Origin of the sequence: Roseateles sp. DB2, assembly GCF_051857535.1 — a bacterium.
GTDB lineage: Bacteria > Pseudomonadota > Gammaproteobacteria > Burkholderiales > Burkholderiaceae_C > Roseateles_B.
The window spans coordinates 304,418-320,258 of the sequence record NZ_JBPZGY010000003.1; the positions used below are offsets into that span (position 1 = coordinate 304,418).

Annotated in this window: 14 protein-coding genes; 8 read left to right on the plus strand and 6 right to left on the minus strand. The window is 68.8% G+C overall.

Annotated elements, in window-relative coordinates; all coding sequences use genetic code 11:
- Positions 1–47 precede the first annotated feature (47 nt).
- Entirely contained in the window at positions 48–1,670 is a 1,623-nt protein-coding gene (locus ACS5PK_RS06385) for a transglycosylase SLT domain-containing protein (RefSeq protein ID WP_439439397.1), read from the minus strand.
- Positions 1,667–2,473, minus strand: coding sequence for a hydroxyacylglutathione hydrolase (gene gloB / locus ACS5PK_RS06390; protein WP_439439398.1), 807 nt, complete (start codon positions 2,471–2,473; stop codon positions 1,667–1,669). Before gloB ends, ACS5PK_RS06385 begins: the two co-directional genes overlap by 4 nt.
- 14 nt (positions 2,474–2,487) lie before the next feature.
- Here gloB and ACS5PK_RS06395 point away from each other — a divergent pair, with 14 nt between their 5' ends.
- The 4 genes from ACS5PK_RS06395 (at position 2,488) to ACS5PK_RS06410 (ending at position 8,268) form a co-directional block, all read left to right on the plus strand.
- Complete coding sequence (locus tag ACS5PK_RS06395; RefSeq protein WP_439439399.1) at positions 2,488–3,369, plus strand: class I SAM-dependent methyltransferase; 882 nt, start codon at positions 2,488–2,490, stop codon at positions 3,367–3,369.
- Entirely contained in the window at positions 3,366–3,845 is a 480-nt protein-coding gene (rnhA, locus tag ACS5PK_RS06400; RefSeq protein ID WP_439439400.1) for a ribonuclease HI, read from the plus strand. The genes ACS5PK_RS06395 and rnhA overlap by 4 nt, the downstream gene beginning before the upstream one ends.
- 138 nt (positions 3,846–3,983) lie before the next feature.
- Positions 3,984–5,186, plus strand: a complete 1,203-nt coding sequence (locus tag ACS5PK_RS06405; protein WP_439439401.1) for an efflux RND transporter periplasmic adaptor subunit — start codon at positions 3,984–3,986, stop codon at positions 5,184–5,186.
- Positions 5,187–5,208: 22 nt separating this feature from the next.
- Positions 5,209–8,268: an efflux RND transporter permease subunit gene (locus tag ACS5PK_RS06410; RefSeq protein ID WP_439439402.1), complete on the plus strand. Its 3,060-nt coding sequence runs from the start codon at positions 5,209–5,211 to the stop codon at positions 8,266–8,268.
- Here the strand turns inward: ACS5PK_RS06410 and ACS5PK_RS06415 are convergent.
- Positions 8,262–8,957, minus strand: coding sequence for a Crp/Fnr family transcriptional regulator (locus tag ACS5PK_RS06415; protein ID WP_439439403.1), 696 nt, complete (start codon positions 8,955–8,957; stop codon positions 8,262–8,264). The genes ACS5PK_RS06410 and ACS5PK_RS06415 overlap by 7 nt on opposite strands.
- Before the next feature lie 181 nt (positions 8,958–9,138).
- On the opposite strand from ACS5PK_RS06415, the gene dcd reads away from it, so the two are divergent.
- Both dcd and ACS5PK_RS06425 read left to right on the plus strand, forming a co-directional pair.
- Positions 9,139–9,705: a dCTP deaminase gene (gene dcd, locus ACS5PK_RS06420; protein WP_183102741.1), complete on the plus strand. Its 567-nt coding sequence runs from the start codon at positions 9,139–9,141 to the stop codon at positions 9,703–9,705.
- A gap of 133 nt (positions 9,706–9,838) precedes the next feature.
- A complete protein-coding gene (locus tag ACS5PK_RS06425; RefSeq protein ID WP_439439404.1) occupies positions 9,839–10,174 on the plus strand; it encodes a hypothetical protein in 336 nt (111 codons plus the stop codon).
- Positions 10,175–10,236: 62 nt separating this feature from the next.
- Here the strand turns inward: ACS5PK_RS06425 and ACS5PK_RS06430 are convergent, their stop codons facing one another.
- Complete coding sequence (locus ACS5PK_RS06430) at positions 10,237–10,500, minus strand: hypothetical protein (RefSeq protein ID WP_439439405.1); 264 nt, start codon at positions 10,498–10,500, stop codon at positions 10,237–10,239.
- A 211-nt stretch (positions 10,501–10,711) separates the two neighbouring features.
- Here ACS5PK_RS06430 and ACS5PK_RS06435 point away from each other — a divergent pair, with 211 nt between their 5' ends.
- Positions 10,712–12,880 carry a S46 family peptidase gene (locus tag ACS5PK_RS06435; RefSeq protein ID WP_439439406.1) on the plus strand — a complete coding sequence of 723 codons (2,169 nt, stop codon included), beginning with the start codon at positions 10,712–10,714 and terminating at the stop codon, positions 12,878–12,880.
- 315 nt (positions 12,881–13,195) lie between these two features.
- Here ACS5PK_RS06435 and ACS5PK_RS06440 read toward each other — a convergent pair whose 3' ends face one another.
- A complete protein-coding gene (locus tag ACS5PK_RS06440) occupies positions 13,196–14,332 on the minus strand; it encodes an alpha-hydroxy acid oxidase (protein WP_439439407.1) in 1,137 nt (378 codons plus the stop codon).
- A 177-nt stretch (positions 14,333–14,509) separates the two neighbouring features.
- On the minus strand, positions 14,510–15,424 hold the full coding sequence (locus ACS5PK_RS06445; protein WP_439439408.1) for a LysR substrate-binding domain-containing protein: 915 nt from the start codon (positions 15,422–15,424) through the stop codon (positions 14,510–14,512).
- Between ACS5PK_RS06445 and ACS5PK_RS06450 the strand changes: the two genes are divergently transcribed.
- On the plus strand, positions 15,423–15,839 hold the full coding sequence (locus ACS5PK_RS06450; protein ID WP_439439409.1) for a YbaN family protein: 417 nt from the start codon (positions 15,423–15,425) through the stop codon (positions 15,837–15,839). The two genes, ACS5PK_RS06445 and ACS5PK_RS06450, sit on opposite strands and share 2 nt — an antisense overlap.
- Positions 15,840–15,841: the final 2 nt, after the last annotated feature.

Genomic DNA, 15,841 nt, shown 5'->3' on the forward strand with positions numbered 1-15,841 from the left:
CGGGCTGCATGAGCCCGGAGCATGGGCCCATGCCGTGAACCGCAGGCTCAGCGCTGGGCCATGGTCGGGCTGTTGCGGCCGTTGAGGGCCAGGCGAGTGCCGCTGGGCTTGCTGCTGCCGACCTTGGTGACGCGGCTCGCCGTCGTGGCTTTGCCGGACTTCCTGGTGGAGGCACCATTGGCTGCCACGCGCACCGGCGCAGCGCTGGTGCTGTAGACCACCAGGAGCTGGCCGGCCTTCAGCGAGGACTTGCTGCTCAGCTTGTTCCACTGTGCGAACTGGTCCACGCTGACGCGGTAGCGGCTTGCCAGGCTGGCCACGGTGTCGCCGCGGGCGGCCTTGAACTGCAGGCGGCGCAGGGGAGGGGTGTCGGGCGTCAGGGCCATGCTGGCGTTCTCGGCCAGGTGCTCGGAGACGTCCTGGTCTCGGTGCGCGGTGCGTGGCACCAGCAGGGTGGAGCCCTGCTTCACCAGCATGCGAGGCGGGATGGTATTGACCTCGCGCAGCTGGCCTTCGTGCATGCCCACGTGCTTGGCCGCATCGGCCGGGCTCATGGTCTTGGGCACGACCCAGGCCGTCCAGGTGGCCAGCGGGCCTTCGTGGGCCGCCAGATTGGCCACGAAGGCGCCAGCGTTGTCGTAGGGCAGCAGGATCTGCGGCGTGCTGGCGGCCAGAATCACCGGCTTGTTCATCTGCGGATTGAAGGCCTTGAAGGCCTCGACCTCCATCCCGGCCAGGCGGGCAGCCACGTCAACGTCCATGTCGCGCTCGATGCGCACGGTCAGGAAGTAGGGGTGATTGGCAACCTCGGGAAGGGCCAGGCCATAGGCCTCGGGGCGCAGCACGATGTTCTTCACGGCCTGCAGCTTGGGCAGGTAGTAGCGGGTTTCGTCGGGGATGCGCAGGCTGTCGTAGTCGATGGGCAGGCCAGCGGCCTGGTTGCGCTTGACGGCCTTCTGCACATTGCCCGGGCCCCAGTTGTACGCGGCCAGGGCCAGTTGCCAGTCGCCGTCGAACATCTTGTTCAGGCGGCCCAGGTAGTCCAGCGCAGCGCGGGTGGAGGCCAGCACGTCACGGCGGTCGTCGCGGAAGATGTTCTGCTTGAGGGCGAAGTCGCGGCCCGTGGCCGGCATGAACTGCCACATGCCCACAGCCTTGGCGGTGGACTGGGCGTCCGTGCGGAAGGCGCTCTCCACGAAGGGGAGCAGGGCCAGCTCGGTGGGCATGCCGCGCTTCTCGACCTCTTCCACCACGTGGTAGAGGTAGCGGCTGCCGCGCTCGGTCATGCGCTGCACGTAGTCAGGGCGGGCGGCATACCAGGCCTCGGCCTTGCGCACGCCCTCGTTGCTCAGCTCGGGCATGGCAAAGCCCTTGCGCACGCGGGCCCAGAGGTCGGCGCGGGCGTTGGCGTCGGCCAGGTCGATCTTCTCGCCGGGATTCAGGGTGTCCTCGAGCAGGCCGTAGTCCAGGGCAGCGGGAGCGTGCTGGACGATGGGAGGCAGCTCGGTGGCACTGCCGGCCGGGCCGGCGGCAGTGGGAACCATTGCGCCGGCCGCCAGGCCGTCTGCCGTACGCGGGGCCTGGGCGCAGGCACCGAGCAGGAGCAGGGCGCACAGGCCAAGAGCGCTTCGCGGCTGGGACAGCAGGGGCAGGGCGGGCAGCTTCATCATCTGAATTCGTTCTTCCACAGACGCAGGGCGCTGAAGACGGCCAGGGGCTCGTCCGCATCGCCATTGACGGCGCAAGGTTCGGAGGCGAGCCGGGCCTGGACCGCAGACTTCACGGCAGGTTCCCGGCAGCGCAGGAATGGATTGATCAACAACTCGGTCGCCAGCAGGGCCGGCAGGGTCGGGTCTTGCCCCGCCCGGCGGGCCTCGCACCAGGCCTCATGTCGGGCCAGGGCTTCGTTGGCGGGCTCAATGGTCCTCGCAAATCGCAGATTCGACAAGGTGTATTCATGGGCGCAGCAGATGCGGGTCTGATCTGGCAGGGCGGCCAGGCGCTCCAGCGAGGCGTGCAACTGGGCCAGGCTGCCGTCGAAGACGCGGCCACAGCCGGCAGAGAACAGCGTGTCCCCGCAGAACAGCAGCGGCGCCTCGCTCGCTTGTTTCAGCAGGTAACTCACATGGTCCGCCGTGTGGCCGGGCGTGCCCAGCACCTCGAAGCGCTGGCCCAGCAAGGTCAGCACCTGGCCGTTCTGCACGGCTTCGCAGGGCTGCGGATTGAGCGCATGGGGCGGGGCGAAGACCTGACCCTCCAGCACGGCGCGCAGGCCCGCCACACCGCCGATGTGATCGCCGTGGTGGTGCGTCACTAGAATGGCGGCGAGCCGCAGGCCCCGGGCCTGCAGCGCATCCAGCACCGGCGCGGCCTCGCCCGGATCGACCACCAGGGCTTGAACACCATCGTGCAGCATCCAGATGTAGTTGTCCGTGAAGGCCGGGAGGGCGATCAGCTCAAGGGCTGCGGGCATGGGGAGGGGCGGGGGTGAGCAGTCGGGAAGCGCAGATTGTAGAGTTGGCCCGCTGGCTGCAGACGCCGCCCGGCCGCTATCTGCTGGACTGGGAGCAGCGCCAGGTGGACGAGGCCGTGGTGGACCTCTTCGGCTTCAATGCCCTGCAACTGGGCCTGCCGGAACTCCAGGGCCTGCGCGCCAACCGCATGCGCCACCGCTGGCTGGCCCTGGACAGCCCTGAGCAGTTCGCCCTGCCGGCGCCGCCAGCGCCCGACGGCGCGGAGCCGGCCGAGCAGGCCTGCTTCAGCCAGTTCGACAGCAGCAGCCTGCTGATGGAAGCCGCGCCCACCTTGCGCTGCGCCTTCGATGCCCTGCCTTTCGAGTCCAACAGCCTGGACCTCATCGTGCTGCCTCACGCCCTGGAGCTGGCCGACGATCCGCACCAGACCCTGCGCGAGGTCGAGCGCGTGCTGCGGCCGGAAGGGCGGTTGGTGGTGCTGGGCCTGAATCCGGCCAGCCTCTGGGGCCTGAGGCAGAATCTGGGCCGCCTGCGCCGCCATGTGTGGCCGGGCAGCCCCGAGGGCCTGTTCCTGCCGCGGGCCGGTGAGTTCATCGGCTACTGGCGCCTGCGCGATTGGCTGCGCCTGCTCAACTTCGAGGTCGAGCGCGCGCAGTTCGGCTGCTACCGTCCGCCCCTGCGCACCGAGCCCTGGCTCAAGCGCTGGCAGTGGATGGAGGGCGCCGGCATGCGCTGGTGGACGGTGCTGGGCGCCGTCTACTTCATGGTGGCCGTCAAGCGCGTGCACGGCATGCGCCTGGTGGGCCTGGCCCGCAACAAGAAGCTTTCCGCCAAGGCCGCGCCGGCCGTGGCCATGCATCCCCATCCCCGCGATCTCCACTCCCCTGATTCATGAGCGACACCGACAAGAAGCCCGCCCCCACCATCGCCAAGCCCGAGGTGCTGATCTACACCGATGGCGCGTGCAAGGGCAATCCCGGCCCGGGCGGCTGGGGCGCATGGCTGCGTTCGGGGGGCCACGAGAAGGAGCTCTTTGGCGGCGAGATGGGCACCACCAACAACCGCATGGAGCTCACCGCCGTGATCGAGGCCCTGGCCTCGCTCAAGCGCAGCTGCAAGATCACGCTCTACACGGACAGCGAATACGTCCGCAAGGGAATGACCGAATGGATCCAGGGCTGGCAGCGCCGGGGCTGGAAGACGGCCGACGGCAAGCCGGTCAAGAACGTCGAGCTGTGGCAACGCCTGGATGCGCTGCGCAAGCTGCACGAGGTGGACTGGCGCTGGGTCAAGGGCCATGCGGGCGACCCGGGCAATGAGCGCGCGGATGCGCTGGCCAACAAGGGCGTCGCGGAGGCCGGCCGCCGCTGATGGGGGCGCCGCAGGCGGGCGGCAAGGCCGACCGCCATTCATGCCGCCCGTTGCGTGCCCTGGCGCATTTCAAGGGACATGTCAGCGCCGCGTGAGCCCGCCGCCGCTACATTGCGCGATCTCTCCAGGATGTCGCGCATGAAGAAGAGCTTGCACAAGGGTTTGGTGGTGGTCGGTCTGCTGGCCGCGGTGGGCGTGGCCTATGTCTGGCAGCGGCCGGGCGCGCTGCTGGGGCTGCAGGCTGGCAAGGCTGCCGACAAGGCCGCGCCTGCCCCCAGGGACGGCAAGGACGCCAAGGCTGCCGGCCCCGTGCCTGTCGAGGCCCGGCAGGTCCAGCTGCGCACGCTCAGCGACGACACCCAGGCCGTGGGCAGCCTGCGCGCGCATCAGTCCGTGGTGCTCAAGCCCGAGTCGGCCGGCCGCATCGTCAAGCTGGGTTTCCAGGATGGCCAGCGGGTGCGCAAGGGTCAGGTCTTGATCCAGCTGGACGACAGCCTCCAGGCCGCCCAGCTGCAGCAGGCCGAGGCGCAGGCCCACATCGCCCGCACCCAGCTGCAGCGCAACAAGGAGCTGCTGGCCCAGGGATTCGTCACCCCCAGTGCCCTGGACCAGGCCCAGGCCACCCTGGACGTGGCCGAGGCCCAGCTGGCCCTGGCCCGTGCCCAACTGGCCCGCATGCGCGTGCTGGCCCCCTTTGACGGCGTGGCCGGCATCCGCACGGTGAGCCTGGGGGACTATGTGAAGGACGGCGCCGAACTGGTCTCGCTGGAAGACAGCTCCACCGTCTGGGTCGATTTCCGACTGCCCGAGCGCGAGGCCCCGCGCGTGCGGCCCGGCCAGCCTCTGCAGCTGAGTCTGGACGCCTTGCCCGGCCGGCAGTTCGAGGCCCGCGTGCAGGCCCTGGACGCCCAGCTGGACGCCAACGGCCGCTCCCTGCTGGTGCGGGCCCAGGTGCTCAAGCCCGGGCCCGAGCTGCGCTCCGGGCTCTTCGCCCGCGTGCGCCTGAGCCTGGGCGAGCGCCAGCAGGCCGTGGTCGTGCCCGAGGAGGCCCTGGTGCCTATGGGCGGCAAGCAGTACCTCATCAAGCTGGTGCCGGCCCCTGAAGGCCAGGGCCAGGTCGCCCAGCGCCTGGAGGCCCGGCTGGGTCTGCGGGTGCCAGGTCTTGTCGAGATCACCGAAGGCCTGAAGCCGGGCGACTGGGTGGTCACCGCCGGGCAGGCCAAGCTCATGCGCGGCGACGGCCAGGCCGTCAAGCGGGTGGACGTGGACCAGCAGGGCGCGAGGCCCGGTGCCGCGAGTGCCTCGGCGGGTGCTCCGGCCAGCGCGCCGTCCAAGGGCTGAAGCGGCAGAGCGAGGAGCCCCCATGCGTGTGTCCGAGATTTCCATCCGCCGCCCGGTCTTCGCGACCGTCATGTCCCTGATGCTGCTGCTGGTGGGGATGGTGTCCTTCTCCAAGCTCTCGCTGCGCGAGTACCCGCGCATCGACGAACCCGTGGTCACCGTCAACACCCGGCTGACCGGCGCCTCCTCCGAGGTGATCGAGAGCCAGGTCACCAAGCCGCTGGAGGATTCCATCGCCGGCATCGAGGGCGTGGACACCGTCACCTCGATCTCGCGCTCCGAGCAGAGCCAGATCACGGTGCGCTTCAAGCTCGAGAAGAACCCCGACAACGCCGCCGCCGACGTGCGCGACCGCGTGGCCCGCGTGCGCGGTCGCCTGCCTACGGCCGTGGACGAGCCGGTGATCGCCAAGGTCGAGGCCGACGCCCAGCCCACGCTGCGCATGGCCTTCACCAGCGAGACCATGGATCCGCTGGAGGTCACCGACCTCGTCAACCGCGTGGTCAAGCCGCGCCTGCAGACCATTCCCGGCGTGGCCGATGTCGAGATCGGCGGCGACCGCCGCTACGCCATGCGCATCTGGCTGGACGCCGACCGCCTGGCCGCCTACCGGCTGAGCGTGCAGGACATCGAGGACGCGCTGCGCAGGCAGAACCTCGAAGTGCCGGCCGGCCGTGTGGAAAGCCAGCAGCGCGAGTTCAACGTCACCGCGCGCACCGACCTCAACACCGTCGCCCAGTTCCGTGGCATCGCGCTGCGCCAGTTCAATGGCTACACGGTCAAGCTGTCTGACGTGGCCCGCATCGAGGAAGCGGCGGCCAGCGAGCGCTCACGGGTGCGGCTCAACGGCATCCCCTCGGTCTCGCTGGGCGTGATCAAGCAGGCCACGGCCAATCCGCTGGAGGTCTCGGAGGCGGTGACGGCCATGATGCCGCGCCTGCAGCAAGACCTGCCCCCCGCCATCACCGTGCGGCCGGCCAGCGACAACGCCATCTTCATCGACCGCTCCATCAAGTCCGTCTACCACACCATCGCCGAGGCCGTGGTGCTGGTGGCCCTGGTCGTGTTCCTGTTCCTGCGCACGGTGCGGGCCTCCATCATTCCGCTGGTGACGATTCCCGTGAGCCTGATCGGCTCCTTCGCCCTGATGGCGGCGGCCGGCTTCACCGTCAACACCATGACCCTGCTGGCCCTGGTGCTGGCCATCGGCCTGGTGGTGGACGATGCCATCGTGGTGCTGGAGAACATCTTTCGCCACATCGAAGAGGGGCTGTCGCCCTTCCAGGCCGCGCTGCGCGGCGCGCGCGAGATCGGTTTCGCCGTGGTGGCCATGACGCTGACGCTGGCCGCGGTCTTCGCGCCGCTGGCCTTCACGCCGGGCCGCACCGGCCGGCTCTTCGTGGAGTTCGCGCTGACCCTGGCCGGTGCGGTGCTGGTCTCGGGCTTCGTGGCCCTGACGCTCACGCCCATGATGTGCTCCAAGCTGCTGCGGCATGTGGAGCAGCCCACGCGCTTTGACGCGGGCATGGAACGCATCCTGGTCTGGATCAGCGATCGCTACGCCTCAGCCCTGCGCTTCGCCCTGGGCCAGCGCTGGCTGGTGCTGCTGGTGATGGCCGGTGCCGCGGGCGGCAGCTGGTGGCTGTTCACCCATGCCAAGAGCGAGCTGGCGCCCATGGAGGACCGCGGCGTGGTGGTGATGCCCATCACCGCGCCCGATGGCGCGACGCTGGAGTTCACCGCCCGCTACCTCGATGCCGTCGAGCGCATCGCCTCGCAGTACCCGGAGTTCGAGCGCCGCTTCTTCTTTGCCGGCGGCTCGACGGTGTCCCAGGGCATGTCCATCCTGCGCACGGTCGACTGGGATGAGCGCAAGCGCAGCACGCAAGACCTGGCACGCGCCCTGATCCCTCAGGTGAGCCAACTGCCGGGCGTCAATGCCTTTCCCATCACCCCGCCCAGCCTTGGCCAGGGCTTCAATGCACGGCCCATCAGCTATGTGGTGGTCAGCGGGGACAGCTACGAGAACCTCAACAAGGTCGTGCAGCAGTTCCAGGCCGAGATGGCCAAGAACCCCGGCTTCGTGCAGGTGGACAACGACCTGCGCCTCAACAAGCCCGAGATCTTCATGGAAGTGGACCGCGAGCGCGCGGCCGACCTTGGCGTGCAGGTGGATCAGGTGGCGCGCACGGTGGAGACCATGCTGGGCAGCCGCGTGGTGACCCGCTACAAGCGCGATGCCGAGCAGTACGACGTGCTGGTGCAGACCGAGGCCCAGGCCCGCAGCACGCCGCAGCAGATCGAGCAGCTCTATGTGCGCAGCCGCACGGACGCGCTGGTGCCGTTGTCTGCGGTGGTGAAGGTGCGCGAAGCGGTCAGCCCCAAGGAACTCAACCACTTCAACCAACGCCGCGCGGTGACCATCACGGCCGGCCTGGCCCCGGGCTATGCCCTGGGCGAGGCCCTGCAGGACATGGACCGCATCGCCGAGCGCGTGCTGCCCCTGGGCTATGCCACCGAGCTCAACGGCGTGAGCCGCGAGTTCAAGGCCTCCAGCGGTGCACTGGGCCTTGTGTTCGTCCTGGCCCTGCTGTTCATCTTCCTGGTGCTGTCGGCGCAGTTCGAGAGCTTTGTCGATCCCTTCATCATCATGCTGTCGGTGCCGCTGTCCATGGTGGGCGCGCTGGCGGCGCTGCAGTGGAGCGGCGGCACGCTCAACGTCTATTCGCAGATCGGCCTGATCACTCTGGTGGGCCTGATCACCAAGCACGGCATCCTGATCGTGGAGTTCAGCAATCAGCTGCGCCAGCAGGGGCGGGACACCATGGCGGCTGTGGTCGAGGCCTCGGCCCTGCGCTTGCGCCCCATCCTGATGACCACCGGCGCCATGGTGCTGGGCGCCTTGCCGCTGGCCCTGGCCACGGGCGCGGGCGCGGAGAGCCGCCAGCAGATCGGCTGGGTCATCGTGGGCGGCATGAGCCTGGGCACCCTGCTGACCATCTTCGTGGTGCCCACCATGTACGTGCTGCTGGCACGCCGCAGCGTGCCTGGCGAGATCGCTACGCCGGCGATGGACTACTGAGCTTCGGCCGCCGACGCGTTGCTGCGATAGGCGCGTAGGCCTGCCAGGTCCAGCACCCGGATGCCCCGCCGGCTGACGCTGATCAGGCCGGCGCGCTCCAGGGTCTGCAGGGCGATGTTCGTCCGCTGGCGCGAGACGCCGGCCAACTGGCCCAGCTCGGCCTGGCTCAGGTGGAGCAGGGGGCCTGGGTCGGGATAGACCTCGGGCTGGTAGAGCCCGGCCAGGGACTGGGCGATGCGGGCGGTGGAGTCCAGCATGCGATCCACGCAGAGCTTGGCGATGAAGCCGCCCATGCGCGCGCTCATGAGCTGCTGCAGGTAGTGGTTGAAGGGCAGGCTGGTCCGGCGCAGGTGCTCGAAGCAGTCCAGGGGCATGAGAGCGACCAGGCAGTCGCTCAGCGCCCGGCCGTCGTACTGCCAGTGCCCGCGCTTGATCAGCGTGCCCTCGCCGAACCAGCCCCCCGCGGCCAGGCTGGCGAGGCTGGTCTCCTTGCCGTCGGGCATGCTGACGCTCATGCAGGCCACGCCGCTGATCAGGCCCAGCCAGTGCAGGGCGGGCTCGCCCGCGCGCACGATGGCCTGGCCGGCGGCGACCTCGCTCTGGTGGCATTGCGCGATCACGGCCTCCAGCTCCAGGGCACTCAAGCCCCGGCCCCAGACCGACTTCCTCACCATCTCTGCCAGGCCCATGCCAGCTCCTGCCTCTAGATCCCGCGACAGCCGGCGATTCTAGGGAGGCTGCGCTGCCGCAAGGAGCTGGCGGCAGCTGCGCCTAGAATCCGCGCAACAGTGGGACACCCCGGATGGCGCCAGTCGTGGCGGCCAGAGGGCAAGACATGGGGACATGGGCCCAGGGCCCAGAGGACGAGCAATGAGCATCAAGAGTGACAAGTGGATCCGCCGCATGGCCGAGCAGCACGGCATGATCGAGCCTTTCGAGCCCGGCCAGGTGCGGGAGGCCGACGGCCGCAAGATCGTCAGCTACGGCACGTCCAGCTATGGCTACGACATCCGCTGCGCGCCGGAGTTCAAGATCTTCACCAATGTGCACAGCACCGTTGTCGACCCCAAGAACTTCGACGAGAAGAGCTTCGTGGACTTCCATGGCGACGTCTGCATCATCCCGCCCAACAGCTTTGCGCTGGCCCGCACCGTCGAGTACTTCCGCATCCCGCGCAATGTGCTGACCATCTGCCTGGGCAAGAGCACCTATGCGCGCTGCGGCATCATCGTCAACGTCACCCCCTTCGAGCCGGAATGGGAAGGCTATGTGACGCTGGAGTTCTCCAACACCACGCCGCTGCCGGCCAAGATCTACGCGGGCGAAGGCTGCGCGCAGGTGTTGTTCTTCGAGAGCGACGAGGTCTGCGAGACCTCCTACCGCGACCGCGGCGGCAAGTACCAGGGCCAGGTGGGCGTTACCCTGCCCAAGGCCTGAGCAGCCGGCATCCTCGACCCTCCGGGGCGGCACTTGAATCGAAATAGCCGGGCAAGACCCGGCTTTTTCGCGCTCAAGTTTTCCGGGGCGCCGGCATCATGGGTCCAGGCAGTACCACCATCCGAGGTCCCCCATGAGCTTCCCCCTGCACCTGGTTCCCAAGGCGAGCGCCCCCGCGGCGCCCGAGCTGCACGTCCACGGCGCCCTGGCGGACCTGCCGGATCTCGGCCTGGGCCTGGGCCTGACGCTGAGCACCGGCATTGACATGGCCGAACTGCAGGCCTTCAGCCGCCTGATGGAAGCCCAGGGTCTGCCCCTGCAGCCCACCCGCATGATCTACGACCGCCTCTACGCCTTCGACTGCCTGGCCTTGGCCCATGGCAGCGGCAACGAGGCCTTGCAGCGCATGGCCCTGCACATCTTCGACGCCTACCAGGCGCGCGGGGAGTGGATCGGGCTGATGCACTGAGCGCTGCGCCGCATCCCCCCCAGGCCCTCCCTGCGAGGGCCTTGTCGTTTCCGTTGCGGCCTTCAGATCGCTGTCAGCCAGTCGCAGCGCAGCCGTCCGCTGCGGTGCAGCCGGCGCCGCACCTGCACATAGCAGCGCGGGCTGATGGAGGCCGCGAAGCACAGGGGCAGGGCCGTCCATTCCCCGGACAGCAAGGTGCCGGGCAGGCCCACCCAGCCCATCAGCCAGCTCGTGAGCACCAGGTTCCAGGCGAAGAGCTCGACGCCATGCGCCGCCGAATGCAGGAGCAGCCAGCGCTTGATGCTGGCCAACTGGCTCAGGGTCATGGCTCTTCTCCGTCAGCTTCGCGTCAGTTTATTTATCGGCGATGGCCTTGGAATCCGCCAGGACGCCTGTCCTGGCGCCTGTCCCCTGAACAGGTCTTGCCACCGCCTCGGCCGTCTGCCTTTCGGGGAATGACCCAATGCCGGACGACACATCTGCGGGGCCTGGAATGCGTGTATGGTCGCGGCTTCTTCTCAATCCATGACCCGACCCATGAACGCAGTCACCCTGACCCGCTTCGCGCTGGCCCCTCTCGCGCTGGCCGCCGGCCTGGCGCATGCCAACGAAGGCATGTGGATGCCGCAGCAGCTGCCCCAGATCGCCAAGGACCTCAAAGCCACCGGCCTGGCCATGGACCCGGCCAAGCTCAACAAGCTGACCGAGTTCCCCATGGGCGCAGTGATCAGCCTGGGCGGCTGCACGGCCTCCTTCGTCTCGCCCCAGGGCCTGGTGGTCACCAACCACCACTGCGCCTACGGCAGCATCCAGTACAACTCCACCCCCCAGCGTGACCTGATCAAGAAGGGCTTCCTGGCCAACAGTTTCGAGGAAGAGCTGCCGGCTGCCCCGGGCAGCCGCGTCTTCGTGACGGTGGACGTCAAGGACGTCAGCGCCGAGGTGCTGGACGCCAAGGTCCAGGCGCTCAAGGGCAAGGCCCGCACCGATGCCATCGAGGCCAAGCAGAAGTCCCTGATCGCCGAGTGCGAGAAGGACAAGGGCCACCGCTGCACCGTCAGCGCCTTTTACGGCAGCCTGGTGTTCCAGCTGATCAAGCAGATGGAAATCCGTGACGTGCGCCTCGTGCACGCCCCGGCGGACATGGTCGGCCGCTTCGGCGGAGATACCGACAACTGGATCTGGCCTCGCCACACCGGCGACTACAGCTTCTACCGCGCCTACGTGGGCCCGGATGGCAAGCCGGCCGACTACAGCAAGGACAACAAGCCCTTCCAGCCCAAGCACTTCCTGAAGCTGGCCAGCAGCCCGCTGAAGGAAGGCGATTTCGTGATGGTCACCGGCTACCCCGGCCGCACCAACCGCTATCGCCTGCCGTCCGAGGTGGATTTCACCTTCGGTTGGGAGCGCCCCACCAGCATCAAGGCCTTCGGCGAGTACCTGGACCTGATCAAGCGTGAGACCGAAGGCCGCCGCGACGGCGAGATCAAGATGGCCGGTACCGTGGCCGGCCTGGGCAATGCCTACAAGAACTGGCAAGGCCAGCAGGCCAGCTACGACGGCAGCGACATCCTTGCCCGCAAGTCCGCCGCCTACGCCGAGCTGAAGGCCTGGGTGAACGCCGATGCCAAGCGCCGCGAGCAGTTCGGCGCCAGCCTGGAGAACGTCGACCGCCTGCTGGCCGAGCGCCAGGCGCTGGCCAAGCGCGAAGTGCTGCTGGGCCTGAGCATGCCCACGCTGCTGAACACCGCCGCCGGCCTGTATGAAGGCGCCGTGCAGCGCAAGCTGCCCGATGCCGAGCGCAAGTTGGGTTTCCAGGAGCGCGACGCCCTGCGCCGCCGCCAGGGTCTGGAAGCCCTGGATCGTCGCTATGACGAGCAGACCGACAAGGCCAAGACCGTGCACTTCCTGGCCCAGTACCTGGCCCAGCCGGCCGACATGCTCAACCAGGCCGTGCTCAAGGGCCTGGGCCTGCAGGCCAATATGCCTGCCGACGCCCTCAAGGCCCGCGTGGACGCGCTCTATGCCGGCAGCAAGTTGTCCGACAAGGCCGAGCGCCTGGCCTGGTTCGAGCGCGGCAGCGAGGACTTCGAGAAGAGCAGCGACAGCTTCATCGCCGCTGCCGTGGCCCTGCACGCTGACACCGAGGCTCGCGAGAACCGCGCCAAGGAGATCGGCGGCCACATCCAGCAGGCCTATGCCGACGTGATGAAGGCCCTGATCGCCTTCAAGGGCAGCAAGGGCCAGGCCGTCTATCCGGACGCCAACGGCACCCTGCGCGTGAGCTTCGGCAAGGTCGCCGGCCGCGACGGCGCGGACGGCAGCACCTGGACCGCCTTCACCACCCTGCGCGGCATCCCGGCCAAGCACCAGGGCAAGGGCGACTTCGACGCGCCTGCCGAGCAACTGGCCGCCATCAAGGCTGGCGAGTTCGGCAAGTACGGCATGAAGTCCCTGAACTCGGTGCCGGTCAACTTCCTGGCCACCCTGGACACCACTGGTGGCAACTCCGGCTCGCCCGTGCTGAACAAGAACGCCGAGCTGGTGGGCCTGCTGTTCGACGGCACCCTGGACGCCGTGATCTCGGACTGGGACTTCAACGAGAAGACCACCCGCAGCATCTGCCTGGACGCCCGCTACATGCAGTGGCAGATGAAGTATGTGGATCGCGCTGACCGTCTCCTCAAGGAAATGCAAGCACTTTGACCCCCCCTACCGGCTTCGCCGGCCTTGCAGGCCGCGCCAGGCCAGAGGCCTGGCCCTTCCGGTAGGCACAAACGCCAAGGCGTTTGTGTCCGACCTCAGCCCCCAGGGGGCGCGCCCGCAGGCCCGGCAAAGCCGGATCCTCGGGCGCCGCTGGGGACAAAACGGGACCTACGATGGGTCCCGTTTTGTATTTTGGGCGTGCGCTTTGCTGCGGGCGCCGTGCTTCGCGGAGCCTCAGGGGCCGTTCAAGTTCAAACGCTTGGCCAAGGAAAAAGCCCTCCACGGAGGGCTTCTGCATTTCTGGGGGCGCTGGGGCTACTTGAGCAGAATGCTCTGGTCGACCTCGGTGATGCGGGTGCGGCCGCAGAAGGCCATGCTGAGGTCGAGTTCCTTGTGGATGATCTCCAGCACCTTGGCCACGCCGGGGCGGCCCATGGCGCCCAGGCCGTAGAGGAAGGCGCGGCCGATGTAGCAGCCGCGGGCGCCGAGGGCCCAGGCCTTGAGCACGTCCTGGCCGCTGCGGATGCCGCCGTCCATGTGGACCTCGATCTGCGAGCCCACGGCCTCGACGATGGTGGGCAGGGCGCGGATGCTGGACTCGGCACCGTCCAGCTGACGGCCGCCGTGGTTGCTGACGATCAGCGCATCGGCCCCGCTTTGCACGGCCAGGCGCGCATCCTCGACGTCCTGGATGCCCTTGAGGATGAGCTTGCCGCCCCAGCGCTCTTTGATCCAGGCCACGTCATCCCAGGAGAGTGCGGGGTCGAACTGCTTGGCCGTCCAATCAGACAGCGAGCCCATGTCGTCCACGCCCTTCACATGCCCGACGATATTGCCGAACTGGCGGCGCGGCGTGCCCAGCATGCCCAGACACCAGCGCGGCTTGGTGGCCAGGTTGATCAGGTTGGCCAGCGTGGGTTTCGGGGGCGCGGAGAGGCCGTTCTTCAGGTCCTTGTGGCGCTGGCCCAGGATCTGCAGGTCCAGGGTGAGCACGAGGGCGCTGCAGCGGGCCGCCTTGGCGCGGTCGATGAGGCTCTCGATGAAGCCGCGGTCCTTCATCACGTAGAGCTGGAACCAGAAGGGCTGGCTGGTGTGGGCGGCCACGTCCTCGATGGAGCAGATGCTCATGGTTGAGAGCGTGAAGGGCACGCCGAAGGCCTCGGCGGCCTGGGCGGCGAGGATCTCGCCATCGGCGTGCTGCATGCCGGTCAGGCCGGTGGGCGCCAGGGCCACGGGCATGGACACGGCCAGGCCGACCATGGTGGTGGCGGTGCTGCGGTTTTCCATGTTCACTGCCACGCGCTGGCGCAGCTTGATGGACTGGAAATCGCTCTCGTTGGCGCGGTAGGTGCTTTCGGTCCAGCTGCCGGAATCGGCATAGTCGTAGAACATGCGGGGCACGCGGCGCTGGGCCAGCTGACGCAGGTCTTCGATGCAGGTGATGACGGCCATGGGGTCTCCGCTTGCTTGCCAGGGGAATTCGGGTACAGGCGCGATCCTAGTGGCAGGCCTGTGGCGCAGGGCGGAATCTGCTGCCGAGCACTGAGGAAGGAGATTCCGAGGGCGATGGTGCTGTGTCAGTCACCTGGATCGGATCGGTAGATCAGTCCCTTTGCTCCGGTTTCCTGCTCAGCCTCGCGCGAGAGCGCGGCAATGCAGGCGCAGCCAGTCCGCCAGTGCCTGCAGCCCCGGCGAGGCGTGGGCCGGCAGCGGGCGCAGGGCATAGGCCTGGGCGGCCGGGACCTCCAGGGCCCAGGGGCGCAGAAGCAGGCCCTGATCCAGCAGTCGGCGGGCCAGGGAGAGCCCCACCAGGGCCGCGCCCTGACCGCATTCGGCGGCCTGCAGCACCAGGCCGAGGTCGATGAAGCGCGGGCCATCGTCGGGCTCCCGGGCCGGCAGGCCGGCGGCCTGCAGCCAGGGCAGCCACGATTGCAGGGGCGTGCGCAGCAGGGGCAGGGTCAGCAGCTCGGCGGGCTGGGGCGCTTCGGGCAGGCGGGCCGCCAGGGCCGGGGCGAGCAGGGGCGTCACCCGGTCGCGCAGCAGCAGCTCGGTGGTGGGCGGCTGGGGCGCGTGGTAGACCTGCAGCTCGGCCTCCGGCGCGCCGTCGCCCAGGTAAGGCACGCTCAGCACGAGTTCCAGTTCCAGGTGGGGGAAAGCCTGGCTGAAGGCGGGCAGGGCCGGCACCAGGATCTGGCGCGCGAAGGTGGGTGGGGCGCACAGGCGCAGGCGCTCGCGGCGCTGCTGCGGCCGCCGGTGCTGGGGGGCCGCGGCCAGCAAGTCCAGGGCCGCGCGCACCTGCTCCAGGTATTCGCGCCCCCCGGCCGTGAGGCTCCAATGCCCGCCCTGGCGCTGGAACAGGGCCAGGCCCAGCAGCTCCTCCAGAGCGCCGATGCGCTTGCCCACCGCGCTGGCGCTGATGTGCAGGGCCTCCGCGGCCGGGTCCAGCATGCCCAGCGCCGCCACGGCCTGGAAGGCGCGCAAGCCCTCGAGGGAGGGCAGGCGCAGGTCCGGAGCCAGAGACGGGGCATGCGAAGATGGATTCATGGACAAGGCTTTCGACGATGAGGCAATGGCACCTCGGCCGCTGTGGCGCCGTGTGCTGTGGGGCGTGGCGGGACTGCTGAGTCTGGGCCTGGGCATTCTCGGCATTTTCCTGCCCCTGCTGCCCACCACGCCTTTCGTGCTGCTGGCGGCCTTCTGCTTCTCGCGCAGCAGCCGCCGCTGCGAGGCCTGGCTGCTGGGCCATCCGCGCTTCGGTCCCATGATCCACGACTGGCGCGCCCACCGCGCCATCCCCTGGCGGGCCAAGCAGCTCGCCTGGGTCATGATGGCCTTGGGCTCGGCACTGGCTGCCTGGCGTCTGCCGCTTGCCTGGTGCTGGGTGCCGGCCGCCTGCTGCCTGGCTGTGGGGTTGTGGATGTGGAAGCTGCCCACGCGTGAGCGCCTGAACGCCCGCTAGGT